We start from the raw sequence: 22,416 nt of genomic DNA, 5'->3' as shown, positions 1-22,416 counted from the left end.
GGCCTCTGTTGAATCTGCCTCCCCCCCACAGCGCCGATGTCATTGGTTGTTTTCGGCATCCACCGGTCATCCAGGGAAGTTCGCACGCCGACCGCTAGCTACGCATTTCGGCCGTTCGCGTTGGCGCCTATCCCGGCCTGGTACTCCTTCAGGAGGCCAATAATCTGCCCTTCACTGAAACGGCTTTTTCGCATCGTCTGTCTCCTCGTTTGGAGAACAGGCTAACTGCAACTTGCGAACTGTTCAGGGGACCACGTCGGTGTTTGTTCCAGCGCAACGTTCCGAGAGGGCCGGACCGTTAGGCTCGTCTCAAACAGCACCACCACGGGAAAGGAAAGTGAGATGCTGACGAGAAGAGCCGCAATGATGGGTGTCGCAGGCATCGCCGCGCTCCCCATGCTCGCCCAGGCCGCCAAGACCGAGGAAATCATGGACACCTCCATGGCCCCGCCGGCCGACTTGTCGAGCCTGCAACGCATCAAGCGCCGCCTGATCCGCCCGCCGATGGTACATGAGCATGAACAGGTGGCCCCCGCCGAACCGCGCATCGTCGAGTTCGAGATGCAGATCGTTGAGAAGGAGGTCGATGTAGGTGACGGTGCCTTCCTTCAGGCGATGACCTTCAACGGGTCGATACCGGGGCCGATGATGGTGGTCCACGAGGGCGACTACGTCGAGCTGAACCTGTACAATTCGCCCGAAAACCTGATGCAGCACAACATCGACTTCCACGCCGCCACCGGCGCACTGGGGGGTGGGTCCCTCACCCTGGTGAACCCCGGCGAGAAGACCACGCTGCGCTTCAAGGCCACACGCCCGGGTACCTTTGTCTACCACTGCGCCCCTGGTGGCCCGATGATCCCCTGGCACGTCGTCAGCGGCATGTCCGGTGCGATCATGGTTCTGCCGCGCAATGGGCTGACCGACCACAACGGGGATCCGGTGCGGTATGACCGCGTGTTCTACATCGGGGAGAACGATTTCTACATTCCCCGCGATGCGCAGGGCAATTTCAAGCGGTTCGCGGATGTCGGCGAAAGCTATCCGGATACCTTGGAGGTGATGAACGGCCTGATCCCGAGCCACGTTGTCTTCAACGGCAAGATCGGCGCACTGACCGGCGACAATGCGCTGCATGCGGCGCAGGGCGAGAAGGTCCTCTTCGTCCACAGCCAGGCGAACCGGGACACGCGCCCGCACCTCATCGGGGGCCATGGCGATCTGGTCTGGGAAACCGGCAAGTTCAACAACCCCCCGGAACGCGACCTGGAGACCTGGTTCATCCGCGGCGGCTCCGCGGGGGCGGCGCTCTACGAATTCCGCCAGCCCGGGGTCTATGCCTACGTGAACCACAACCTGATCGAGGCCGTGAACCTTGGCGCCACGGCGCACGTGATCGTCGAGGGCGACTGGAACAACGACCTGATGGAACAGGTGCAGGCGCCGGTCGAATACAACGCCGCCTATGAGGGTAAGACCGCCCTGCCGTGACGTCGACCGGCCTAGACAACACCATCGACCGGACGGGGCGGCCAAAGGATTGGCCGCCCCTCTTTTGACAACAGGAGACCGGACATGAGACAGATTGCCCTTCCCGCCATCGCGATCGGCTTCGTCGCGCTTGCCGCGGCCGTGGCTTGGCCCCTGCGGCACGACCCCGCGCCTCCCTTCGTCCCGGTTGAGACCGTATCCGTCGCCAGCGGCACGATCGACTATCGCCCCTTCGGCAACTTCGAGCTGGCCGGCAAGGCCAGCACCCCACGAACCGTGTCTCTGCGGGTTGGGGGCTTTGCGATCATGAAATACCAAGTCTCTCAATCCCAGTATGCCGCCTGTGTTGCGGCGGGCGACTGTGATCCGGCCCCCGGTTCAGGGGTTGATCTGCCCCAAACCCAGGTGAACTGGGAGGACGCCACCGCCTTCGCCGCCTGGTATTCGGACGTGACCGGAGAGACATGGCGCCTGCCCACGGATCTTGAATGGCAGCTTGCCGCCGCCGAACGCTACGGAGACGCCGTGGCCGATCCGGGCGATCTGGACCCCGGTCAGCGGATGCTGGCCCGGTACAAGGCCGGCGTTCTTCTGCGCGGCACCTCCAGCCCGGCGCTGCGCCCTGCCGGCGGCTTCGGCATCAATTCCAACGGCCTTGCCGATCTGTCAGGCAACGTCTGGGAATGGACGAACGGCTGCATGATGAACGGGACCCTGGCCCCGGACGGCACTGTCGCCTCCAGCGAAGCCTATTGCTGGGTTCGGATCGCGGGCGGTCTCCACCGCGCCGCCATTGTCGACTTCATCCGGGACGCGCGTGCCGGTGGATGTGCGGTAGGCCTACCACCGGATCACCTGGGATTTCGCTTAGTGCGGGACCTCTAGGCCCCGCACCCGCAGCACGCCCGCCCCGTCACGATGCCTGACTGTAGCGCATCCCTTCCGGCACATGGGCATCGAAGGCGCTGGCGATGATCCGCGTCAGCGGGCGACCCGCGGCGGTGATCCGCAGCCCAGACTCACTCAGTGCGACGAAATCCCCAAAATGCGCGGCGACCTCCGCAACGACCGGATCAAGCGTTTCGGCGGCGGCACCGAATGTCTCGCGCAGAGCGGCGCGGTCCAGGCGGAAATCGCACATAAGCATCTCGATGGCCCGGGCGCGCAGTAGGTCGTCGGGGGTCATCACGTGTCCCCGGGCGCCTGCCAGCTTCCCGGCCTCGATCCGCTGGATGTAGGCGGCGGTCGCTGCGGCGTTCTGCACATAGCCCGCCGGCAGGCGCGAGATCGAGGAGGCGCCCAGGCCGATCAGCGTCGGACAGGTATCATCGGTATAGCCTTGGAAATTGCGGCGCAGGTGGCCTGTGGCGGCCGCGCGCTGCAGCCCGTCACCTGGGCGTGCGAAATGGTCGATACCGATGGGGACTTGCCCGGCCGCCACGAAACGATCGGCGGCATGGGTGGCGAGGGCATACCGCTCCAACTCTCTTGGCAGCGCCGTTTCGTCGATCAGCTTCTGCCGCTTGGACACCCACGGCACATGGGCATAGCCGAAGAGCGCGACCCGGTCGGGCACAAGCTCCAGCACCTTCGTCACCGTGTCATCCAGCCGGACGATGTCCTGATGCGGCAACCCGTACACCAGATCAGCGTTCAGGGACACGATCCCCGCGGCACGCAGGTCCTCCACGCAGCGCCGCGTGATGTCGAAGGGCTGGATGCGACCGATGGCCTGCTGCACCTTAGGGTCGAAATCCTGGATGCCGATGCTGGCGCGGGTCATGCCCTCTTCGGCGAGAGCGGCAATCTTGGCGCGGTCCACCATGGTGGGATCGATTTCGACCGAGAACTCCCAGTCGTCAGTTTCGGGGAACACCGCCCTCACCGCGCGGGCCAGCCGATGGATCAGGGCCGGCGGCAGGATCGTCGGCGTGCCGCCGCCCCAATGCATCCGCCCCATCCGAAGTCCTGCGGGCAGAGTGTCCCTGAGAAGGGCCAGTTCCTGCTCCAGCGTGCCGATGTAGCTTTCGACCGGCGACAGGGTCTGTGTGCCCTGGGTTCGGCAGGCGCAGAACCAGCACAGGCGCTCGCAAAAGGGGATATGCAGGTAGACCGAGACCGGCTCGCCCGGGTTCAGCGCCGCGAGCGCGCGGGCCTGCTCTGCCGCGCCGACCTCGGGAGAGAAGACGGGCGCCGTGGGATAGGAGGTGTAGCGGGGCACCCGGGCGTCGAAAAGGCCCAGGGATCTGAGGCGGTCGATCTGTTTCATACGCCCCGTATGTGTCTTTTCGGCGCCCTCGACGTTGCGCAAAATCAACGTCAGAGCGGAAAAGGCGACACGCCTGCCAGGTCGTGCAATTGCAGTGCCCCCTGCCATAGGACCAGCCCCAGCACGGCCCGCAGGGCCAGCCGGCGATCATTGGACCGGCGCCATGCGCCGTCGAAAAGCGGCACAGGCGAAAGCAACGCGGTGGCGCGGAAATAGGCCTCTGCCTGATCTCCGAGGCAGTGCCGGGCCTTGGCGTCAAAGGCGGGGATCGCCGCCAGCGCCATGGCGAAAAAGCTGCCGAAGAGGATCGCATGGGCCAGGTCGCCGTTCGGGAACAAGTGCGCCGCCGACCACAGGGCGAGGGACAGAAACAGCGGATGTCGGGTGATGGCGGCAAAACCGGGATTGGCCGGATCGAACCGCGCCTTGCTTTTGCCCCCCAGCGTGACCGCCGCCGGCAGCCCGATCCCGCAGACGGCCAGCACAAAGGCGACGGGCATCACGACATTCGGCACCCACCGGGTCCAGGGCAGCTGCGGCCAGAGTGCGACGTAGGGTGCGCGCCCTGCCGCCACAATCAGCCAGGCCAGCAGACAAAGGGACAACATCCCGTAGGCCGCGAAATACACGCGCCGCCCGAAAGTTCCTATCAGGCGCTCACGCAGCCCGCCGACGCGCGGCAGGAAGTGGCTGGTCACGAAGATCGCCAGCGCCAAGGCATACTCGCTCCATCCGGTCATTTTCCCTCCGCTTTCTCCATCAGCGCCGTGATGTGACGGGCAAAGGCATAGGTCGCCGGAAGGCCGAGAACCAGCCCCCCGAGGGCCGCCTGCCAGGGTGCCAGCACGGGCCAGCCCAGCCAGGAGCCGATGAGGGAGGCGAAGAACAGGTTCACCCCCGTCGCGCCCGCCCCGAAGGGGTAGAGCGCGGCCAGAAGCCCACGCCCGGGTCTCATCGCCGGCTCACCAGCATCTGCACGGCCACCAGCGACAGCACCAGCGCGATCGAGCTGATCAGAAACCAGACCTCAGCCGACTCTGTCTGCGGCTGCGGGATCGGACGTTCGAAGCTTTCGGCCAGCACGGTCGTGGGCAGAAGAAGGACGGATGCGAGGATGCGTTTCATGTCAGCTCTCCATGGTCAGGGTTTGATAGATTTCCGGCAGCGCGCGCGGCAGCCGCTCGGGGTGGGGCAGAAGGGTGAACCCCGCGCGCCCGAAGATGCGGGCGAACCAGTCCTGCCCATCCTGGTCAACGATGACCCCATGCACCGCCTGCCCTTGTGCGCGCGCCTCGCGAACGGCCATGCGGCTGTCCTCGATCCCATGCTGGCCTTCATAATGGTCCAGATCATTGGGCTTGCCGTCGGTCAGCACCAACAGCAGGCGGCGGGTCGCGCCTTCATGCGCCAACTGGCCAGAAACATGGCGGATCGCCGCGCCGAGGCGCGTGTAATGGCCAGGTGTCAGCCCGCCGATGCGCGCCGTGACCTCGCCCGACATCGGTTCGGCAAAGGTCTTGGCGTGGTGCAGGAACACCCGGTCACGGCGCAAGGAGGAAAAGCCCCAGATGCCCAGCCGGTCGCCCGCCGTGTCGATGCCCGAGGCCAGGGCCGATACGGCCTCGCGCGCGACCTCTATGACCGACGTATCCCCGATGGCCGCTTCGGTCGAACGCGAGCAATCCATCAGGATCGCAACAGTAAGATCCCGCGCAACGGCGCGCCCCGCCTGCCAGACCCGGTCCGAGCCCTCCTGCCCGCAGGCGATATCGGTGCGCGACGTGACCAAGGCGTCGAGGTCCAGGTCATCACCGTCGATCTGCCGGGGCAAGATCACGCGGCGCGGATGCAGCGGCGCGAACTGGCGCTTCACCCGCGCGACAAGCCGCGGGTCGGGGGCATATTCCGCACGCGGCTTCGCGGGGGCTTCCAGCACGCGGGTATGGGCGGTCATGTAGTCACCCGTGCGGCGGTTCCACTCCGGATAGGTGAAGCTGCCCGCCAGCCGTTCATGCGCGGCATCCTGCGGCGAGAGGTCCAGCGACAGGCGCAGCCGGGTCGCGGCGCGTTTGATGTTCTGTGAAAAGGTCAGGTGGTCCTGATCCTCGGCCGCCTTGGCGGCGTTGTCCTGGTCGTCGTCATCCACCAGCCGGTTGATGTTCAGGCTTTCGGCCCAGGACATGATCGTCTCGAAGCGATGGATGATGAAGCCGTCGTTGCGATTGGCCTGATCGCGCTCCTCGCGCTTGGCCTCCTTGCGGCTGGGCACCGCGAATGCCGGCGCGGGTCCGGGTTCCTCGGCATTGTCCGAGGCCCCCTTCCCCGCCCCGCGCGACAGGAAGCGCAACCAGATCGGCACCGGGGCATAGCTTCGGTAGCCGCGTGGCGCGGGCGTGGCCAGTTCCTCGACCTCGCCGCGCTGACACCCGATCTGATCCAGGATCAGGCGCTCGATGGAGGCCTCGTGACGAGGCAGCCCCCCACGCTGCCGCAGCGCACAGGTTTCCAGGCAAAGCGCGCCATAAGCCGATCGCAGCCCGGGACAGGCGGCAAAGGCACGATCCATCGCGGCCTCGTTTGCCGCGATCTGGGCCAGGTCGTTGCGATAGGGGTCGTCCTGCCTTTCTGGCCGCTCGGCAAAGGCCGCGAGGGCTGCCAGCCAGAGATAGGCAGCCCGGTTCAGCGCCCGTGTCGAGAAGACGTCCATCACCGGTGGCAGCCGCAGACGCTCGCCGTCGAAATCGGCCAAGTACCCAATCTCGCGCGGGGTGCCGATGCGGCGCAACAGACCGGGCCGGTGATCGGAACCGGCCAGCGGAGAGACCACGATTTCGACCGACGCCCCGCCCCCCAGCGCCCGGAAGAGCGCGGCGAGGCTCGGGCGCATCCGCTCGAAGTCGACCGCGCGGGCGCCGGCATCGCCCCCCGCCCGGCGCGTGGCCATGTCATGCCAGAGGTTGCCGATGGTTTCCTCCGGCTCCATCAGATCGAGAACGTGGATCATGATGTCACCCGTAAACGGCGCTGGCGAGATCGCGCAGGGCCTGCTGGACGTCCGGTTCGTCGGACAGGGGCTCGACGATGGCGGCCTCAAGCGCCCGGTCGATGGACATACCCGCTGCGATCAGCGTGGCGGCATAGATCAGCAAGCGGGTTGAGACCCCCTCCTCCAGATCCATGCCCGTCAGCTTGCGGATGCCGCCGGCCAGACGCACCAGGGACCGGGCCTGGTCTTCCGCCAGCCCGCTTTCGCGCATCACCACCGGCACCTCGACCTCGGGCGCGGGAAAGTCGAAGCCGACGGAGACAAAACGCTGACGGGTCGATGGCTTCATCTTCTTCAGGATGTTCTGGTAGCCGGGGTTGTAGCTGGCGACGAGCATGAAGCTCTCCGGCGCCTCCAGCTCTTCGCCAGTCTTGTCGATGACCAGCCGGCGCCGGTCGTCGGTCAGTGGGTGCAGCACAACGGTGACATCTTTGCGCGCCTCCACCACCTCGTCCAGGTAGCAGATCCCGCCCGACCGCACCGCCCGGGTCAGCGGCCCGTCGACCCAGACGGTCTCGCCGCCCTTCAGCAGGTAGCGCCCGATCAGATCGGCGGCCGACAGATCGTCATGGCAGGCCACCGTGTAAAGCGGCAGGTCGAGACGCGCCGCCATATGCTCGACGAAGCGCGTCTTGCCGCAGCCGGTCGGCCCCTTCAGAAGAAGGGGCAGAACCTTTGCCTGGGCCATTTCGAACACCGCGCATTCATCCGCGACGGGTTGGTAGAACGGCAGGTCGGGGGTGTTCAGGTCTTTCATCGGATCATTCTCCCGGAACGGTTGCGTCTTTGACCACGGGGCCGGGTTTCACCACCTCACGGCGCACCACGAGCATCGAGTAGATGAAGAGGATGGCCCCAAGAACCACGGCCACACCGGAGCCAAAGCGCATCAGGTAGAAGAGGCCCAGCTGATCCTGCACATCCATGTAGTAGTCGCCCACGATGCGCTGCATATGCGTCTGGATCGTGCCGGCGAAGGTCAGGGTGAAGGTCATGAAGGCCATGCCCCCCGTCATCAGCCAGAAGCTGGCCATGTTGAGCACCTGGTTATAGGGCGCGCGGCCCCGCAGCAGCGGCATGGCATAGCTGAACATCGCCAGGTTCAGGGCGACATAGGCCCCGTAAAAGGACAGGTGCCCGTGCGCGGCGGTGATCTGCGTGCCGTGGGTGTAGTAGTTCACCCCGTGCAGCGTGTGCAGGAACCCCCAGACACCGGCCCCGAAGAAGGCCACGGTGGACGATCCCAGCGACCACAGCAGCGCGGCCTTGTTGGGGTGGTTCTTCCGGCCCTTCCAGACCATCAGGAAGGCAAAGGACATCATTGCGAAGAAGGGGACCACCTCGAAGGTCGAGAAGATCGAACCGACCCACTGCCAGTAGCCCGGCGTGCCGATCCAGTAAAAGTGGTGCCCGGTCCCCAGGATCCCCGAGAAGAGCGCCGTGGCGACGATGATATAGAGCCATTTCTCGATCACCTCGCGGTCGACGCCGGTGAGTTTCAGCATCAGGAAGCCGAGGATCGCGGCCATGACCAGTTCCCACGTGGCTTCGACCCACAGGTGCACGACGAACCACCAGTACATCTTGTCCAGCGACAGGTTGTCGGGATTGATGAAGGCGAAGACCCACAGCAGGCAGAGCAGCCAGAGCCCCATCATCAGGATGTTGGTGATCGCCGTCTTGCGGCCGGCCAGGAAGGTCAGAGAAACGTTCACGAGGAAGATCACGGCGGCGACGAGGATGCCGAACTTGACCCACAGGGGCTGTTCCAGGAACTCGCGCCCGCCGTGGATGCCCACGAGGTAGGATCCGACGGCGCCGAGGGTACCGACCACCAGGATGGCCAGCTGGATGTAGGCCAGCTTGACCGAGAAGATCTCGCGCTCGCTTTCCTCGGGCACCAGATAATAGGCCGCGCCAAAGAAGCCCAGCAACAACCAGACGATCAGCGCATTGGTATGGATCATGCGAATGACATTGAACGGCAGCAGCTCGGACAAGGTATTCGGCGAGACGTAGATCCAGCCGGCCAGCAACCCGCCAAGCACCTGGATCGCGAAAAGCCCCATCGCCACGATGAAGTAGGCGTAGGCAACCTTCTGAGTTTTGTATTTCATCGGTATTCTCCTCTGTCCGTCGATCAACCCGCGTCGTTCGGCGGCCAGTTCTGTGTGTCGGTCTGATCGGCCCAGCGGAGGAACTCGGCGAGCGCGCGCATCTCCTCCTCGGTGATCTCGAAACGCGGCATCTGGCGGCGGCCCTCGATGCCCGAGGGCTGTGCCTGCATCCAGCCGTCGAGGATCTCGTAGGCCAGCTCCGGGTCGTCCTGCGCGCCCCAGCGGGTCATCACGTTGCCAAGCTCGGGGGCGAAATAGGCACCCTCACCGTGCAGCGTGTGGCAGTTGATGCAGGAGTGGCGTTCCCAAACGTGCTTGCCCAAGGCCACCTCTTCGGTGAGCGGCATGCCCGCCGTGGACTGCTCGACGATGTGGCGGTGGCTCTGCGCCGTCAGGGCCACGAACACGACAACGAAGAAAATGGATCCCCCGTAGAACACGTTCCTGGCCCGCGATTTCGTAAGTAATTCTGACATGTCGCGGTCCCGACAGATTGTTGCGGATACCGGATGTCTAGGCGGGGGCATTGGGCCACTTATTGCGCAATCGCAAAGAAGCGGACGAAAGATGCACGCAGCATATGGGTCTGAAAGGACACGCCATGCGCTCGCTCGACTTCGACGACCCCAACCTGTCTCTGTCTGAGCTGTTCTCGGCCTGGCCGCAGATGGCGTCGGTTTTTCTGGCCCACCGGATGCTTTGCCCCGGGTGCCCGATCGCGCCCTTTCACTCGATCACGGATGCCTGTCTGGAGTATGATCTGGACGAAGAGCAGTTCCGGCGGGAACTCTCGGCCCTTCTGGACTGAGAAGCGCTGCGCGCTGGCGCGGGGTCAGCTTTGCAAGCCGCTTAGCACCACCAGCCGATGCGGGTCTGTCACGACGATATGCTTGCGCGTCGAGCTGACGACTCCGTCTTTCTGCCAGGCTGACAGCAGGCGGCTGACTGTGTGCAAGGTCGTCCCCGTCATCTCCGAGATGTTCTGGCGTGTCACGGGGAACGCGATCTCGATCCCCGCATCGCTCTTGCGACCAGACTGGTTCACCATGCGCAGCAGCGCGCAGGCAACGCGCTTTTCGACGGCCTGGGTGGCCATTTCGGTCAGTGTCTCCTGGATCTGTCCCAGCCGTTCGCCGAGGGTCTTGTAGCTTTCAGTCGCAAACCCGGGGTAATTCGCCACGAACTCGGGCCACAGGCTGACCGGCCAGGACAATGCAATCGATTCGGCGGCGGCAATGGAGGTGGCCGGATAGGTGTCCCGTCGGAGCGCGGGCGCGATGCCAAACAGTTGCCCGGGTGATATATGCAGCACGATCACCTGATCCCCACCAGGGGTGGAGCGCACGACCCGCAGGTAGCCATCCAGCAGAAGGTAGAAGCGGTCGGCGTCGTGGCCCTCCCGGAAGATCGCCGTTCCTTCCTCGTAGCGTTTCGACACCGCGCGATTCAGGATCTCGCGAATCTGCGACCGCTCCAGCAGGGAGAATGGGGGGAGATCCAGCAGAAGGCTTTCGTCGAGCTTGGGCACGTTTCGTGTCCGGAGTTTGTTTCAGAGCAATGTTCGATTTGCGGACTTAACGCACATAGGGGCCAGAGAACGCAACCGGACATATGAAAGGAAGCTCCGATGCTCACCAAATTGATGATGACTGCCGCCCTCGCCCTGACCGCCACACTCGCCCAGGCAGAAACGATCGAGGTGCACATGCTGAACAAAGGCGAGGCGGGTGCCATGGTCTTCGAACCGGCCTTCGTGGCCGCTCAGCCCGGCGACGTCATCCACTTCATCCCAACAGACAAGGGTCACAACGTCGAGGCGATCGAAGGTATGGTTCCCGACGGTGTCGAAGGTTTCAAATCCAAGATCAACGCAGAATTCGAGCTGACCGTGGATGCAGAAGGTGTCTATGGGATCAAGTGCACACCGCATTACGCCATGGGCATGGTCGCCCTGATCCAGGTCGGCGCGCCGGTGAACCTCGATGAAGCCGAGGCAGTCAGGCAGCGCGGGAAGGCCCAGGCCCGCATGGCCGATCTCATCGCTCAGGTCGAATGACCCGACGCTTTGCGTCGCACAACGATCCGGGCGGTGCCAATGGCGCCGCCCGATTGTTTTCGGAAAGGAATTGATAGTGAAAACGCGCGACACCTATGAAGGGCCCGCTCTGTTCAGCTGCGGGTTTCGCCCTTTCTTCCTCGCCGCCGGCGGCTTCGCCGTCTTTGTAATCCCTCTGTGGTGGCTCATCTGGCACGGCGATTTGAGCGTGGACAGCCCCTTCGCTCCCACAGACTGGCATATTCACGAGATGATCTTCGGCTACGGCTCGGCCGTCGTCGCAGGCTTCCTCTTCACCGCCGTGCCCAATTGGACCGGCAGGATGCCGACGCGCGGCGGGCCCCTAGCAATTCTGCTGGCGATTTGGATCCTCGGTCGATTTGCGGTTGCGGGCCTTCTGCCGATAGGCGCGCCCTTGGTCGCCGCGCTGGACCAGTTGTTCCTGCTAGCGGTCGTGGCCATGATCGCGCGGGAGATCGTGGCTGGTAAGAACTGGCGAAACCTCAAGGTCTTGGTGCCCGTGTCTCTGCTCTGGTGCGCAAACCTGCTTTTCCACATCGAGGCCATGACCGCAGGCATTGCTGACATGGGTCGTCGCTCGGGGATTGCCCTGCTAATCATTCTGATCATGCTGATCGGGGGACGAATAATCCCCAGCTTCACCCGCAACTGGCTGGCGCAACAAGGTTCACTGCGAATGCCCGTCGCTTTCAACCAATTTGACGGCATCTGTATCCTGTTTGGTGTCGCAGCATTGCTTCTTTGGAGCATGGCCCCATTTCACCCTGCAACCGCACTTGCGAGCGGCGTTGCAGCTCCCCTGCACCTCATGCGTATGCTACGCTGGCGTAGTTTTGTGACGTGGCGTTCTCCCCTGCTGCTGATGCTGCACATCGCCTACCTGGCCGTACCACTTGGCTTCGCAACCATCCCTACAGCCCTTCTGGACTTCGCCGCCCCCATCGTCACCGCCCATGTCTTTGGCATTGGAGCCATCGGTGGCATGACCATGGCGGTGATGATACGGGCCACCATGGGACACACTGGACGGCCCCTTATCGCCGGTCACGCCCTGACCGTCGCCTTCGCGATGGTTTGCGGCGCAACTATAATCCGAGTTGCCCACCAGTACGGTCTACCATGGGACATTGATGGGATCGGCTTGTCAGCCATCTTGTGGACAAGCGCCTTCGCTATCTTCCTGTGTCGGATCGGCCCATGGCTCGCAAGACCAAAAGCCGGCAGGAAGCCCGCCTCCCGCCCAGGAAAGTCGGGGAACGCAAACCTGATCCTACAAAAATAGGCGTTATCTTATTTTGCGGTGACCAGCATGCAACGAAACTGCAAGTTAAGCTTGTACCGCTTGCTCAACTTTACGCCCCACCTTACGCGCCCCGTGAGCTGCGTTGGAGGCGGGATACAGCGATCGGCCCCTTAGAGCCCGATGTGGACGATTGCGCGCGCCACAAAGCCATAAGGTTGATGGCGCGCGCGTGGAGTCAGCCTCGTCGGATATGGGTACTCCAATGCGCGTGTAGAGCTTCGATGTCGTCACTGGTTAGAAGCGACATCGCAATACTCAGCTGGTCTTCTGACCACTCCCACCACCGCAGTTCGAGCAGAAGCTCGACTAAACCGCTATCAAACCGCTTCCGGATCTCCTTCGCCGGATGCCCGCCAACGATGGAGTAGGGCTCGACATCCCTCGTCACCACGGCGCGCGTTCCGATGACGGCACCATCGCCGATCTTGACCCCCGGCATGACGATGGCTTCGGAGCCAATCCACACGTCACTGCCGATGATCGTGTCACCGGCTGGGCGGAACCCGTTCTCAGCGCCTTTGAATTCAGGCACGTCGGACATCCAGTAGAATGGAAACGTGCTAACCCAGTCGTATCTATGGCCCTGATTTCCCGCCATGATGAAGGCAGCGCCGGACCCTATCGAGCAGAAGCTCCCGATTATCAGGCGGTCAACGCCCTCGTCTGGCAACAGATAGCGGGCACAGTCATCGAAGCTATGGCCATGATAGTAGCCTGAGTAGTAGCTGAACCGTCCGACCAGAATGTTGGGGTTGGTAACCTGTTTGTCCAAGGTGATGCCCCGGAAAGGGCTCTCGAAGTAGTTCTGCATTTTCAAACCTCTGAATGAATGGCTTGTGTCCTCACACGCAAGCCAGCCGCGACCGCCGGTGGCGGCACGCTATTCCCCTGCGCCTTCGCACAGGGAGCTATTCAGATGGTTCGGTCCGCAGACTTCATCGGGTGTTCAGCCTTTCAAACTCTACCCGATGATAGCCCTATGGTCCGCAGGCGCAAGTCGGGTCATCGGCAGCCTCGTCCGCACACTGTTTGTCCGCGCTCTCGGATGAAGGTCCAGCTCCGCTGGACGAGGCATCTCGAGGCAAAGGGCAGGAAAGGGCTGTGAAAGGTCATCAGCAGAACTTGCCCTGAACGGCAGCTCAGGGCCGGGAGCGACGGCGCGCTTGGGGCAACCACGCGTGTGCCTCGCGCTGCGCCGCCGCATGACGGCTTTGAGCCCGAACTCCCAAATGCCGCACCATGAGCGAATGGCTGGTGACATCACTTGAACGAGAGGCATTTGCGCAGGAACCGGGTCGATCGAGCAGCCTGCCATTGCCTAAGCAGTTTCCGACACATCATCAGACGGAGACTGAAATGCTTCTGGAAGGCAAGACAATCATCATTACCGGCGCAAGCAGCGGCATCGGTGCCTCGGCTGCAAGGCTCTTCGCGGCGGAGGGCGCAAGACTTGTCCTCGGTGCGCGCCGAGTTGATCTGCTTGAGAAAACCGTCAACGAAATTTCGGCTGACGGTGGCGAGGCGGATTTCATCGCCGGAGACGTTGAAGAAAATGGGTATGCAGAAGCACTGGTGAAACGCGCAGAAGAGCGCTTCGGTGGTCTTGATGGCGCCTTCAACAATGCAGGCACTACAGGGGACATTGCGCCTATCCCCTCCATGGAGGAGAGCAACTGGCACAGAGTGATGTCAGTGAACCTCAACAGCGGATTCTATGCAGCAAAACACCAGATACCGGCGATGCGCAAACGCGGCGGCGGCTCGATTGTCTTCACGTCCTCTTTTGTCGGGCACACGATCGGGCTGCCCGGCATGGGCGCCTATGCCGCGGCAAAGGCGGGCCTGATCGGCATGACGCAGGTTTTGGCGGCGGAACATGGGCCCGAGAACATCCGCGTGAACGCGCTCCTGCCTGGAGGCACCATGACGCCGATGGCTGGCGAGGATGCCGGCTACCATGAGATCGTGCGGGGTTTCCACGCGCTGAAGCGCATGGCCGATCCGTCCGAGATCGCGCGGGCCGCTCTCTTCCTTCTGTCTGATTATGCGTCTTTCGTGACCGGGACCGCAATGATCGCGGATGGCGGAAACTCGATCAACAAACTCTGAGGCACGCGAAGCGGACAATGGCTGGTTAAGTGCCCGCGTCCGCTTCGTCCGCACTGCCGACCTTTGGCCCTCCGAAAATGCTGCGCGATGGACGAATGGCCGGTCTGGTGAAGCTGCACCGCGGCGATCGGCAAGGGACTGAACGGCAGGTCAGGGCTGGAAGCGCCTAGTGGTGCGGCTGGAGACGGCCCCCCTGGCGTGTCAAACAGCCCGAAAAGCTCCATAAAGCACTCATCTCACAGTGACCCTGCAGGTCTTTGAACCTGCGACCTGCCCCGTAGGAGGGGGCACCTCCCCGCGCAGAATATGGAAAGCGCCCCCAAAGCCTACCCCCATCCGGGCGATGTTCCCGGTCTGTGCATAGACTATGCACGTCTTGCAGGTTCAGCGAACCTAAGAGCATACCCCATATTACCGGCCTAGCTCAGCGAGTGTTCATGGACTTTCTGCTGACACGACTGACACCAGCGCCTTAGCTGCCGCGACGGCGGCCTGACCATGCAGCGGCAACGACTGGGTCAGCCCCTCGAGGATCAGCAACAGCGTCACCTCATGGCCTGCCAGCCCGGTCGCATCCGCTTGCCGCTAAGCGACCTCTTATTTGTGATCGCCCGACAGCTGCCGAAGCGGCTGATTGGTCGGCTCGGAGGCCACAGCGGCAGGAAACTGGAGCCATGTCGGCCCCGGGCCACCCTCACCCCTTGCGCTGCGCATCGACCGTCAGGGCGGCAAGGCGATAGAAGCCATGCGCCATCTTGGTGAACGGCGTCAGCAGGAAGAAGGCCAGCACGGCGCCGAGGTGCAGCACCAGCAGTATCGGCATCGCAGGCGTCTGGCCAAGCGCATAGAGCGCCAGCCCACTGAAGGCCACGAAACCCAGCAACCCGATGAAGGCAAGCTCGCCGCCAAAAGCGCGCACCGCGCCAAGATGGCGATCCGCGCGCAGCTTCAGCCGGATCATCTCGACGCAGCCAACGGTCAGCAGCAGACCACCCGCGATTCCCAACAGTTTCGGCACGGAAAACAGCCCGTACGGCGCGGGCATGCCGAACACATAGTGCATGACCGTTGCGACGCTGGTCGCGGCAAAACATAGAAGGAAACCATACATCACCGCTTGATGCACGGCGCGGCGGGCGTGGGTGCACCGGTCTTCGTCCTCGAAGTTGCAGCCGTCGCCGTGGCCACCCTTCAGGTTCTTCATCTGCGCCGCGCTGCGCAAGGCCGCGAGAACCTGGCCGGGACGCAACGGCCCTGCCCCGACATGCCGCCAGTAGCGGCGCAAGCTGACGCCGATACTGACCAGCGGAAACAGGAAGGCAGGCAGGAAGATAGCAACCATCGCATTGTGGGACAGTACGGCATAGAACCCTTCTCCGCCCACCGAGGCCAGGGCACGCGCGGCCCAGAACAGCAGGGCAAAACCCAGCACCGTCACCAGTGCAATCAGCGCGCCATTCTTCTGGAACGCCTTGCCGGCGGCACGCGGGAAGGCAAGTTCCTCCCAGCTGTCCTGCCGTATATTGGCCAGCGCCTGAGGCAGGTTCAGGTCAAACTCGTGCGGGGCCGTATATTGGCAAGCGTAGTAGCAGCCCCGGCAGTTGTGGCACAGGTTGGCCAGTTGCGTCAGATCCCCATCTGCAAAGGCGCGTTCGGCATGCAGCGCCGGGAAGACCGAACAATAGCCTTCGCAGTAACGGCAGGCGTTGCAGATCTCGGCCTGACGACGGGCCTCCTGCAGCAGATCAGGTTGCATTTGCATGGGCGGCGGCCTCCTTGCCTGCGATGCGTCCAAAGACGGTTCCGATGGTCATGCCGAACCCGGCAAGATAGCCTTGGCCGAGGATTGACCCGGCCATGGTTTCCCCGGCGGCCCAGAGGTTCCTGACCGGGCGATTGCCGATGGCGCATTGCGCGCGGCCATCCACCTTCAGCCCGAGATAGGTGAAGGTCACGCCGGTGCGCAGCGAGTAGCCATAGAACGGCGGTTCGGTGATCGGGCGGGCCCAGTTGGTCTTGGGCGGGTTGAGGCCGGTGGTCGAGACACCATCCAGCTCGGTCGGGTGAAACTGGGACGTGTCGCCACAGCTGTTGTTGAACTCAGCCACGGTCTGCACCAGCGCGTCGGCGGGCAGACCCATCTTGTCGGCCAGCTCTTCCAGCGTGTCGGCCTTTATCGGCGGGAAGACCGAGGGCATGAACAATTCCAGCGACTTGGCGTCGATGATCACATAGCCCACCTGATCGGGTTGCGCGGCCACCAGCCGGCCCCAGATGGCGTATCGTTTGGGCCAAACGTCTTCGCCTTCGTCGTAAAAGCGCTGCGCGTCCTTGTTCACCACGATGGAAAACGGCACGCAGTCCAGGCGGGTGACGATGCCGCCGTCGAACTTCGGCGCGCGGCCGTCGATGGCCACGGCATGGCATTGCGTCGGGTCACCCACCTGTTCGATGCCCTGATCCAGCAGGTCAGCCAGCACGACGCCACGGTTGTAGGGCGTGCCGCGAATGAGGAAGTTCTTCGCCGCAGGCCCCCATGCACGCGCAAGCCAGTCGGTATCGGCCTGGAACCCACCCGACGCAACGACGACGGATTTCGGCGCAATCGAGTGGCTCTTGCCGTTCTGCGTGTAGTCGATGCGCGTCACGCGATCATCGTCGAGGTCCAGATGGGTGACCGCGGCCTCATATTCGACCTGCACGCCCAGCCGTTCGGCGGTGCGGTAGTAGGCATTCACCAGGCTCTTGCCGCCGCCAAGGAAAAAGGCATTCGTGCGTGCCAGTGACAACGTGCCGGACAGCGACGGCTGAAAGCGCACACCGTGGTCCTGCATCCATGGCAGGCACTCTTCGGAGGAGCGGATGGCCAGCCGCGCGAGGCCTTCGTCGGTCTTGCCACCGGTGACCTTCATCAGGTCGGCGAGGTATTCCTCTTCGGTGTAGCTGTCTACCAGCGGCCCGAGCGGGCCGTGGTGCATGCAGCGAAAATTGCGGGTGTGGCGGGAGTTTCCGCCGCGATAGGGCTTTGGCGCGGTTTCGAGGATCAGCACGCGCGCACCGGCCTCGGCTGCGGTGATGGCTGCACAGAGGGCCGCATTGCCGCCGCCGATGATAGCGATGTCTGGACTGTCAGAGGTCACAGCAGGTCTCCATCGTAGCTGGGCGTTTGATCAGGACGGGCGCGCAGGGCCCGAACGCGGACGCGCTGGGCTGCCTCGATGTGGGCGCGCATGGCGGCCTCGGCCAGGCTACCGTCGCGCGCCTTGATCGCATCGAGCACGCCGAAATGCTCTTCCACCGCCTTCTCGGCCCGGTCCGGTTCGGTCAGGGTCGTCGGGCCGAGGATCATCAGCGCGCGTTGCAGCGCGTGGATCGACCGCGTGAGAAATCGGTTCTTGGAGGCATCCAGCAGCGCGGCATGAAACTGTCGGTTCAGGATGAAAGCCTCTGGCGCGCTGCCAAGCGATTTCATCTGTCGGTTCATTTCAAAAAGCTCCTCGATCTCGATATCCGAGGCCGCCCGCGTGGCCAGCCGAGCGGCGGTGCCTTCGAGCACGGCGCGCATCTCGTAAAGCTCCATGACCTCTGCGTAGTCGAGGCTGCGGATGCTCGCGCCCTGCCGGGGCAAATGGGTGACGATCCCGTCCGCCTCGAGCTGACGGATGGCCTCGCGCACCGGGGTGCGCGACATGCCCAGACGCTCTGCCAATTCGGTTTCGCGCAGACGATCGCCCGGGTTCAGGCGCCCCTCGCGCAGTTCCATAAGCAGGCGGGCATAGGCGCTGTTGCCCTGTGGCGTGCCGTCGTCGGCTGTCATGGTCACCCTCCATTCGCTCAAATCGATTCTTGTATCCAGCTGGATACAATCGTATTCATTTTCGCGTCAAGCCATTCGGAGGACGTTTTGCGCCAACATCTCACACAGCCCCACATGCGCCGCGCGCTGACCTTCGTGATTGCAGCCCTTGGCACCGGGCTGTTCTGGTGGCTCGGCCTTCCCCTGCCCTTCCTCTTTGGGCCAATGGCCTTCTGCCTGGCCGGGGCGCTTCTGCATCTGCCGCTGAAAGGCTTCGGGCAGGTGTCCGTCGCAGCCCGCACGATCCTCGGTGTGGCCGTGGGTGCGTCGATCACGCCAGAGGTGATTGCAGAGCTACCGCGCATGGCAATGTCGGTGGCACTGGTGCCTATCTTCATTGCGCTGATCGCAGTGGCGGGCGTGCCGTTCTTTCGGCGAATCTGGGGCTTTGACCTGCCCACCGCCTATTACGCGGCGATGCCGGGCGGCCTGCAGGACATGGTCATCTTCGGCACAGAAGCGGGCGGCAATCCGCGCGCCCTGTCACTCATCCACGCAACCCGTGTGCTGCTGATCGTGACGCTGGCGCCGCTCTTCCTCGGTCACTTTTACGGCGCTGAACTAAGCAATCCAATCGGTGCGCCGGTGGCGGATCTGCCATGGCACGAGCTGGCGATCATGGGGCTGGCGGCGGTGATCGGCTGGAAAGGCGGAGAGCGACTGGGCCTCTTCGGGGCCTCGATCCTCGGGCCGATGATCGTCACGGCAATCCTGTCCTTGACCGGCGTGGTCCATTTCCGCCCCCCGGCAGAGGCAATCCTCGCGGCGCAGTTCTTTATCGGCTGCGGTATTGGCATCCATTTCCTCGGCGTGACATGGCGCGAGCTGACACGCGTGGTCGCGGCGGGCGTGGCCTATGTGCTGCTGCTGGCGCTGCTCGCGGCGGGGTTCACCGCCTTGGTCACGGGCCTTGGTCTCGGCGATCCGGTGCCAGCCTTCCTGGCCTTTGCGCCTGGCGGTCAGGCCGAGATGACGGTGCTGGCCATCGTGACCGGCGCAGACTTGGGATTCGTCATCACGCACCACCTGACGCGCATCGTGATCGTGATCGTCGGCGCGCCCGTGGTGGCGGGGCTTATCGCGCGACGACGGAAGGGTTGATCATGTGGATCGGCGCGCCCGCCGCATAGGCGTTCACCTGTTCGAAGATATCGGCAAACTGCTTGTCGAACTCGTCTTCAGTGACAAAACCGATATGCGGCGTGGCGATCAAGTTGGGATGGGACAGCAACGGATCAGCAGCGTTGGTCAACGGTTCGCTGTCGAAGACATCCACCGCCGCCATCCCCGGCCGCCCAGCCTTCAGCGCCTGCAACAGAGCGCCGGGCGCGATCAGCCCGGCCCGCGAGGTATTCACCAGCACGGCGCGCGGCCCCATCACGGCAAGGTCCTGCGCGGTGACGATGCCGCGCGTCTCCGGCGTCAGTCGCAGATGCAGGGAGACCACGTCACTGTCGGCAAAGAACGCCGCGCGCGAGGTGGCAACGCTCTCGCCATCCGCCTCTGCCCGCGCCCGGCCTGCCTCTGAGGACCACCAGACCACTTCCATTCCGAAGGCCCGGGCGTAGTCGGCCACGACCCGCCCGATGCGTCCGTAGCCATAAAGGCCCAACTGGCGTCCACGCAGGCTGCGCCCGACCCCCATTTGCCAGCCACCTGCCTTCACGCTGGCCATCTGCTGCGGCAACTGGCGCATGGCGGACAGGATCAGCGCAAATGTCAGTTCGGCCGCTGCGTGGTTTGCGCCCTCGCCGCCCCTATTGGAACACAGCAGAACGCCATGGTCGGTACAGGCCGCGACATCCACATGCGGATACTGCCCCCGCTGCGAGATCAGACGCAGCCTGGGCAGCCGTTGCAGCAGTTCCCCGGTAACCTGTGTCCGCTCACGGAACAGCACGACGCAGTCTGCCTCTGCCAGCCGTTCCGCCAGTTTCGCCGGATCGGGCTCATGATCGGTCCACACCGTGACGTCATGGCCTTTCAGCAGGTCAAAGCACGGCAGACCACGCAGCGTATCGAACCAGTCATCGAGGATATGGACCTTCATGGCACGCCTTCAGCCTTGTCCCGAAAGCGCCTTGATCGCCCGGCTGACGCGCTCGTGCAAGAGGTTCAGATCACCCTGGTCCTGCGCCTGCTCCATGCGGTGACACAGATCCTTGCGCAGGGCTTCCAGCTCCTGACGGATGCGGCTGATGTGTTCGAAATCGTTCATATCTAGCTCCTTGACGTCAGTGAGAGAGGAGGACGGGGATCGTGGTGCGCGACAGGATCTCCGATGTCACGCCGCCAAGGAAATCCTCACGGAACTTGGAATGCTCATAGGCCCCCAGCACCAGCAATGCGGGGTCGTGCCTGCCACACCACGACAGCACGGTGTCTGCGACAGGATGCGTGCTGGGCCACTCTTCATGAACGGCGCTGACGCCGTGCCGGTCGAGATGGCGCAGAAGATCCGCCACCGGCCAGTCCCGGCGCGGCCCGACCGTCAGAACGCTGACCTGGCCATCGTCTTCAAGCAGGCGCAGGCTGTCCGACAGGGCACGCGCCGCGGCACGCCCGCCGTCCCACACAAGCGCCGCATGGCCGTGATCGGCCCCCGCGTCATAGCCGCGCGGGACCACGATCACCGGGCGCCCCGACAGCAATGCGATGCGATCCGGATGCAAGGTGACATGCTCGTCATCGGTGTCGGAATGGTTGCCGACAACGAGCATGTCGTAATGCCGCGCGGCTTCCGACAACACGGCATCGACACGCCCTGTCACCTCCTTGAGCTGGAGCGCGCTGGACAGCCCGAGCGCCGCGCGTTCTGTCTCGAAGCGCGCCTCGATCTCCTGCAACAGACCGGTGTTGGCGGCCTCCAGCAGGGCGCGGGCCTCGCGCGGGATCCAGCGGGACCGACGGTCGATCACCTCATGTGTCGTATGCGCCAGCATAGCCGTCACATGGGCATCGAAGCGTTTCGCCAGCGCCGCCGCATAGCGCAGCGCCGCCACCGATCCGTCCGACCCGTTGAAGGCCACCAGCAGGTTCATCACCGGCATGTCATTTCCCTCCCCAGACGGTTGCGGGCACATAGACACGGCCATCCGCCAGCTTGCGGGCGGTCCGCAGCAGACCGGCAGAGTTGAGCTTGAACTGGTTGTTTAGCTCGAAGTCCACCAGCACCTCGATGGTACCGGAGGCATGTTCCAGCACGACATTGGCGGGGCTCTGCGCCGGGCGGTCCAGCAGACCGTCCGCCACGGTCCCCGGCGTCAAGGCGCAGGAGGCCAGGCATTGCGATCCGGTCACCGCCATTGAGGGATGCGTCGTCCAAGGCATGAAGTAGCGGGTGCAGATCGTACCGCCATCCCGTGCGGGGGCCAGCAAGCCGAATTTCGGCGTCACCGATTGCGAGACATCGCCCATACCCATCGCGGCCCCTGCCTGCAGGCGCACCGCCTCCATCCGGGCAAAGAAGTCGCGGTTGTCGTCCAGCTCCTGAACGGTTTCATACCCGCTCAGGCCGAAATCCGCCGCACGGGCAATCACCATGGGCATGGCCACATCCATGCAGGTGACCTCGATCCCGTCGAAGCTGTCGCGCAGGTTGCCTGTGGGGAGGAACGCGCCGGTGGACGATCCCACCACGCCCATGAAGTTCAGCGCAATGGGCGCCGCCGTGCCAGGCACCCCGGCAATCGCCGCGTCTCCGCCGTAGCGCATCGCGCCGCCCGGCGTCTGGACCCGCGCCAGCACGCGCGCGCCTGTGTTGACGGCGCGAATGCGCACCTCTGTCTCGTCGCCGGTGGGCGCGACAAGCCCCATCTCCACCGCGGCCGGACCGACGCCCGACAGGATGTTGCCACAGGTGGGTTTGAAGTCCACCAACCGATCCTCGACCGAGACCTGGGCAAAGAAGTAATCCACGTCGGCCCAGTCATCGTCTGACGGCGAGAGCATCGCCACCTTGGTCGTGACGGCGACACCGCCGCCAATGCCGTCGATGTTGATCGCGTGGCCCGACCCGACGACCGCCAAAAGCACCTCGGCCAGCGTCTCGCGGTCCTCGGGAAGATCGGCGCGATTGAAATACGGCCCGCGAGAGGTGCCTCCGCGCATGAAGACGTAGGGAATCCCTGTCTGTGTCATGTCATTCA

At 63.9% G+C, this 22,416-nt stretch carries 24 protein-coding genes; 7 read left to right on the top strand and 17 right to left on the bottom strand.

The window, feature by feature from the left end; translation table 11 throughout:
- Positions 1 to 342 precede the first annotated feature (342 nt).
- Together nirK and CVM50_RS16790 are read left to right on the top strand one after the other, a co-directional pair.
- Positions 343 to 1,491 (top strand): copper-containing nitrite reductase, encoded by a 1,149-nt coding sequence (gene nirK, locus CVM50_RS16795; RefSeq protein ID WP_085886537.1) that lies wholly within the window; start codon positions 343 to 345, stop codon positions 1,489 to 1,491.
- An 84-nt stretch (positions 1,492 to 1,575) separates the two neighbouring features.
- A complete protein-coding gene (locus CVM50_RS16790) occupies positions 1,576 to 2,376 on the top strand; it encodes a formylglycine-generating enzyme family protein (RefSeq protein ID WP_085886538.1) in 801 nt (266 codons plus the stop codon).
- A gap of 28 nt (positions 2,377 to 2,404) precedes the next feature.
- On the opposite strand, the gene hemN is transcribed toward CVM50_RS16790, so the two are convergent.
- From hemN to CVM50_RS16755, 8 genes are read right to left on the bottom strand one after another with little or no spacing between them, the layout of a single operon-like run.
- Positions 2,405 to 3,760, bottom strand: coding sequence for an oxygen-independent coproporphyrinogen III oxidase (hemN, locus tag CVM50_RS16785; protein WP_085886539.1), 1,356 nt, complete (start codon positions 3,758 to 3,760; stop codon positions 2,405 to 2,407).
- A 50-nt stretch (positions 3,761 to 3,810) separates the two neighbouring features.
- A complete protein-coding gene (locus tag CVM50_RS16780; RefSeq protein WP_085886540.1) occupies positions 3,811 to 4,500 on the bottom strand; it encodes an NnrU family protein in 690 nt (229 codons plus the stop codon).
- Positions 4,497 to 4,715 carry an NnrT protein gene (locus CVM50_RS16775; protein WP_085886541.1) on the bottom strand — a complete coding sequence of 73 codons (219 nt, stop codon included), beginning with the start codon at positions 4,713 to 4,715 and terminating at the stop codon, positions 4,497 to 4,499. Before CVM50_RS16775 ends, CVM50_RS16780 begins: the two co-directional genes overlap by 4 nt.
- Positions 4,712 to 4,885, bottom strand: a complete 174-nt coding sequence (locus CVM50_RS21765; RefSeq protein ID WP_198431926.1) for a hypothetical protein — start codon at positions 4,883 to 4,885, stop codon at positions 4,712 to 4,714. The genes CVM50_RS16775 and CVM50_RS21765 overlap by 4 nt, the downstream gene beginning before the upstream one ends.
- Position 4,886: 1 nt before the next feature.
- Positions 4,887 to 6,764 (bottom strand): nitric oxide reductase activation protein NorD, encoded by a 1,878-nt coding sequence (locus tag CVM50_RS16770; protein WP_085886542.1) that lies wholly within the window; start codon positions 6,762 to 6,764, stop codon positions 4,887 to 4,889.
- A gap of 4 nt (positions 6,765 to 6,768) precedes the next feature.
- On the bottom strand, positions 6,769 to 7,563 hold the full coding sequence (locus tag CVM50_RS16765; protein ID WP_085886543.1) for a CbbQ/NirQ/NorQ/GpvN family protein: 795 nt from the start codon (positions 7,561 to 7,563) through the stop codon (positions 6,769 to 6,771).
- A 4-nt stretch (positions 7,564 to 7,567) separates the two neighbouring features.
- A complete protein-coding gene (locus tag CVM50_RS16760; protein ID WP_085886544.1) occupies positions 7,568 to 8,923 on the bottom strand; it encodes a cbb3-type cytochrome c oxidase subunit I in 1,356 nt (451 codons plus the stop codon).
- Between the two features lie 23 nt (positions 8,924 to 8,946).
- Positions 8,947 to 9,399 (bottom strand): c-type cytochrome, encoded by a 453-nt coding sequence (locus CVM50_RS16755; RefSeq protein ID WP_085886545.1) that lies wholly within the window; start codon positions 9,397 to 9,399, stop codon positions 8,947 to 8,949.
- 125 nt (positions 9,400 to 9,524) lie between these two features.
- Between CVM50_RS16755 and CVM50_RS16750 the strand changes: the two genes are divergently transcribed.
- The gene (locus CVM50_RS16750) at positions 9,525 to 9,731 is read left to right on the top strand and encodes a DUF1858 domain-containing protein (RefSeq protein WP_085886546.1); all 207 of its coding nucleotides are present in this window, start codon (positions 9,525 to 9,527) and stop codon (positions 9,729 to 9,731) included.
- A 24-nt stretch (positions 9,732 to 9,755) separates the two neighbouring features.
- On the opposite strand, the gene CVM50_RS16745 is transcribed toward CVM50_RS16750, so the two are convergent.
- Complete coding sequence (locus CVM50_RS16745) at positions 9,756 to 10,451, bottom strand: Crp/Fnr family transcriptional regulator (RefSeq protein ID WP_085886547.1); 696 nt, start codon at positions 10,449 to 10,451, stop codon at positions 9,756 to 9,758.
- A gap of 99 nt (positions 10,452 to 10,550) precedes the next feature.
- Between CVM50_RS16745 and CVM50_RS16740 the strand changes: the two genes are divergently transcribed.
- A complete protein-coding gene (locus CVM50_RS16740; RefSeq protein WP_085886548.1) occupies positions 10,551 to 10,979 on the top strand; it encodes a pseudoazurin in 429 nt (142 codons plus the stop codon).
- A 76-nt stretch (positions 10,980 to 11,055) separates the two neighbouring features.
- On the top strand, positions 11,056 to 12,282 hold the full coding sequence (locus CVM50_RS16735; RefSeq protein ID WP_232618277.1) for an NnrS family protein: 1,227 nt from the start codon (positions 11,056 to 11,058) through the stop codon (positions 12,280 to 12,282).
- A 196-nt stretch (positions 12,283 to 12,478) separates the two neighbouring features.
- Here the strand turns inward: CVM50_RS16735 and catB are convergent, their stop codons facing one another.
- Positions 12,479 to 13,114, bottom strand: a complete 636-nt coding sequence (gene catB, locus CVM50_RS16730; protein ID WP_085886550.1) for a type B chloramphenicol O-acetyltransferase — start codon at positions 13,112 to 13,114, stop codon at positions 12,479 to 12,481.
- A gap of 545 nt (positions 13,115 to 13,659) precedes the next feature.
- Between catB and CVM50_RS16725 the strand changes: the two genes are divergently transcribed.
- Positions 13,660 to 14,412 (top strand): SDR family oxidoreductase, encoded by a 753-nt coding sequence (locus CVM50_RS16725; RefSeq protein WP_085886551.1) that lies wholly within the window; start codon positions 13,660 to 13,662, stop codon positions 14,410 to 14,412.
- Positions 14,413 to 15,106: 694 nt separating this feature from the next.
- Here CVM50_RS16725 and tcuB read toward each other — a convergent pair.
- The 3 genes from tcuB to CVM50_RS16710 are packed head-to-tail and all read right to left on the bottom strand — an operon-like array spanning position 15,107 to position 18,229.
- Positions 15,107 to 16,168 carry a tricarballylate utilization 4Fe-4S protein TcuB gene (gene tcuB, locus CVM50_RS16720; protein ID WP_085886552.1) on the bottom strand — a complete coding sequence of 354 codons (1,062 nt, stop codon included), beginning with the start codon at positions 16,166 to 16,168 and terminating at the stop codon, positions 15,107 to 15,109.
- Positions 16,158 to 17,552, bottom strand: a complete 1,395-nt coding sequence (gene tcuA / locus CVM50_RS16715; protein WP_085886553.1) for an FAD-dependent tricarballylate dehydrogenase TcuA — start codon at positions 17,550 to 17,552, stop codon at positions 16,158 to 16,160. The genes tcuB and tcuA overlap by 11 nt, the downstream gene beginning before the upstream one ends.
- Complete coding sequence (locus CVM50_RS16710; protein WP_085886554.1) at positions 17,549 to 18,229, bottom strand: GntR family transcriptional regulator; 681 nt, start codon at positions 18,227 to 18,229, stop codon at positions 17,549 to 17,551. The genes tcuA and CVM50_RS16710 overlap by 4 nt, the downstream gene beginning before the upstream one ends.
- 114 nt (positions 18,230 to 18,343) lie before the next feature.
- On the opposite strand from CVM50_RS16710, the gene CVM50_RS16705 reads away from it, so the two are divergent.
- Positions 18,344 to 19,369, top strand: a complete 1,026-nt coding sequence (locus CVM50_RS16705; protein WP_085886555.1) for an AbrB family transcriptional regulator — start codon at positions 18,344 to 18,346, stop codon at positions 19,367 to 19,369.
- On the opposite strand, the gene CVM50_RS16700 is transcribed toward CVM50_RS16705, so the two are convergent.
- Genes CVM50_RS16700 through CVM50_RS16690 form a run of 4 tightly spaced genes read right to left on the bottom strand, consistent with a single transcriptional unit; the run spans position 19,344 to position 22,408 of the window.
- Positions 19,344 to 20,318 carry a D-2-hydroxyacid dehydrogenase family protein gene (locus tag CVM50_RS16700; RefSeq protein WP_085886556.1) on the bottom strand — a complete coding sequence of 325 codons (975 nt, stop codon included), beginning with the start codon at positions 20,316 to 20,318 and terminating at the stop codon, positions 19,344 to 19,346. The genes CVM50_RS16705 and CVM50_RS16700 overlap by 26 nt on opposite strands.
- 9 nt (positions 20,319 to 20,327) lie before the next feature.
- The gene (locus tag CVM50_RS21760; protein ID WP_188790191.1) at positions 20,328 to 20,486 is read right to left on the bottom strand and encodes a hypothetical protein; all 159 of its coding nucleotides are present in this window, start codon (positions 20,484 to 20,486) and stop codon (positions 20,328 to 20,330) included.
- Positions 20,487 to 20,502: 16 nt separating this feature from the next.
- Positions 20,503 to 21,318, bottom strand: a complete 816-nt coding sequence (locus CVM50_RS16695; protein ID WP_085886557.1) for a universal stress protein — start codon at positions 21,316 to 21,318, stop codon at positions 20,503 to 20,505.
- Between the two features lies 1 nt (position 21,319).
- Positions 21,320 to 22,408, bottom strand: coding sequence for a 4-oxalomesaconate tautomerase (locus CVM50_RS16690; RefSeq protein ID WP_085886558.1), 1,089 nt, complete (start codon positions 22,406 to 22,408; stop codon positions 21,320 to 21,322).
- Positions 22,409 to 22,416 lie beyond the last annotated feature (8 nt).

It is taken from the genome of Pseudooceanicola marinus (genome assembly GCF_002786295.1).
Lineage (GTDB): Bacteria > Pseudomonadota > Alphaproteobacteria > Rhodobacterales > Rhodobacteraceae > Pseudooceanicola > Pseudooceanicola marinus.
The sequence above is the reverse complement of the archived record's forward strand: the minus strand, read 5'-3'. Positions and strand labels throughout refer to the sequence as shown.

What these genes read in the sequence shown, in the direction of transcription:
- nirK (WP_085886537.1), top strand. Translation starts at nt 343, where the DNA reads ATGCTGACGAGAAGAGCCGCAATGATGGGTGTCGCAGGCATCGCCGCG.
- CVM50_RS16790 (WP_085886538.1), top strand. Translation starts at nt 1,576, where the DNA reads ATGAGACAGATTGCCCTTCCCGCCATCGCGATCGGCTTCGTCGCGCTT.
- hemN (WP_085886539.1), bottom strand. Translation starts at nt 3,760, where the DNA reads ATGAAACAGATCGACCGCCTCAGATCCCTGGGCCTTTTCGACGCCCGG.
- CVM50_RS16780 (WP_085886540.1), bottom strand. Translation starts at nt 4,500, where the DNA reads ATGACCGGATGGAGCGAGTATGCCTTGGCGCTGGCGATCTTCGTGACC.
- CVM50_RS16775 (WP_085886541.1), bottom strand. Translation starts at nt 4,715, where the DNA reads ATGAGACCCGGGCGTGGGCTTCTGGCCGCGCTCTACCCCTTCGGGGCG.
- CVM50_RS21765 (WP_198431926.1), bottom strand. Translation starts at nt 4,885, where the DNA reads ATGAAACGCATCCTCGCATCCGTCCTTCTTCTGCCCACGACCGTGCTG.
- CVM50_RS16770 (WP_085886542.1), bottom strand. Translation starts at nt 6,764, where the DNA reads ATGATCCACGTTCTCGATCTGATGGAGCCGGAGGAAACCATCGGCAAC.
- CVM50_RS16765 (WP_085886543.1), bottom strand. Translation starts at nt 7,563, where the DNA reads ATGAAAGACCTGAACACCCCCGACCTGCCGTTCTACCAACCCGTCGCG.
- CVM50_RS16760 (WP_085886544.1), bottom strand. Translation starts at nt 8,923, where the DNA reads ATGAAATACAAAACTCAGAAGGTTGCCTACGCCTACTTCATCGTGGCG.
- CVM50_RS16755 (WP_085886545.1), bottom strand. Translation starts at nt 9,399, where the DNA reads ATGTCAGAATTACTTACGAAATCGCGGGCCAGGAACGTGTTCTACGGG.
- CVM50_RS16750 (WP_085886546.1), top strand. Translation starts at nt 9,525, where the DNA reads ATGCGCTCGCTCGACTTCGACGACCCCAACCTGTCTCTGTCTGAGCTG.
- CVM50_RS16740 (WP_085886548.1), top strand. Translation starts at nt 10,551, where the DNA reads ATGCTCACCAAATTGATGATGACTGCCGCCCTCGCCCTGACCGCCACA.
- catB (WP_085886550.1), bottom strand. Translation starts at nt 13,114, where the DNA reads ATGCAGAACTACTTCGAGAGCCCTTTCCGGGGCATCACCTTGGACAAA.
- CVM50_RS16725 (WP_085886551.1), top strand. Translation starts at nt 13,660, where the DNA reads ATGCTTCTGGAAGGCAAGACAATCATCATTACCGGCGCAAGCAGCGGC.
- tcuB (WP_085886552.1), bottom strand. Translation starts at nt 16,168, where the DNA reads ATGCAACCTGATCTGCTGCAGGAGGCCCGTCGTCAGGCCGAGATCTGC.
- CVM50_RS16710 (WP_085886554.1), bottom strand. Translation starts at nt 18,229, where the DNA reads ATGACAGCCGACGACGGCACGCCACAGGGCAACAGCGCCTATGCCCGC.
- CVM50_RS16705 (WP_085886555.1), top strand. Translation starts at nt 18,344, where the DNA reads ATGCGCCGCGCGCTGACCTTCGTGATTGCAGCCCTTGGCACCGGGCTG.
- CVM50_RS16700 (WP_085886556.1), bottom strand. Translation starts at nt 20,318, where the DNA reads ATGAAGGTCCATATCCTCGATGACTGGTTCGATACGCTGCGTGGTCTG.
- CVM50_RS21760 (WP_188790191.1), bottom strand. Translation starts at nt 20,486, where the DNA reads ATGAACGATTTCGAACACATCAGCCGCATCCGTCAGGAGCTGGAAGCC.
- CVM50_RS16695 (WP_085886557.1), bottom strand. Translation starts at nt 21,318, where the DNA reads ATGCCGGTGATGAACCTGCTGGTGGCCTTCAACGGGTCGGACGGATCG.
- CVM50_RS16690 (WP_085886558.1), bottom strand. Translation starts at nt 22,408, where the DNA reads ATGACACAGACAGGGATTCCCTACGTCTTCATGCGCGGAGGCACCTCT.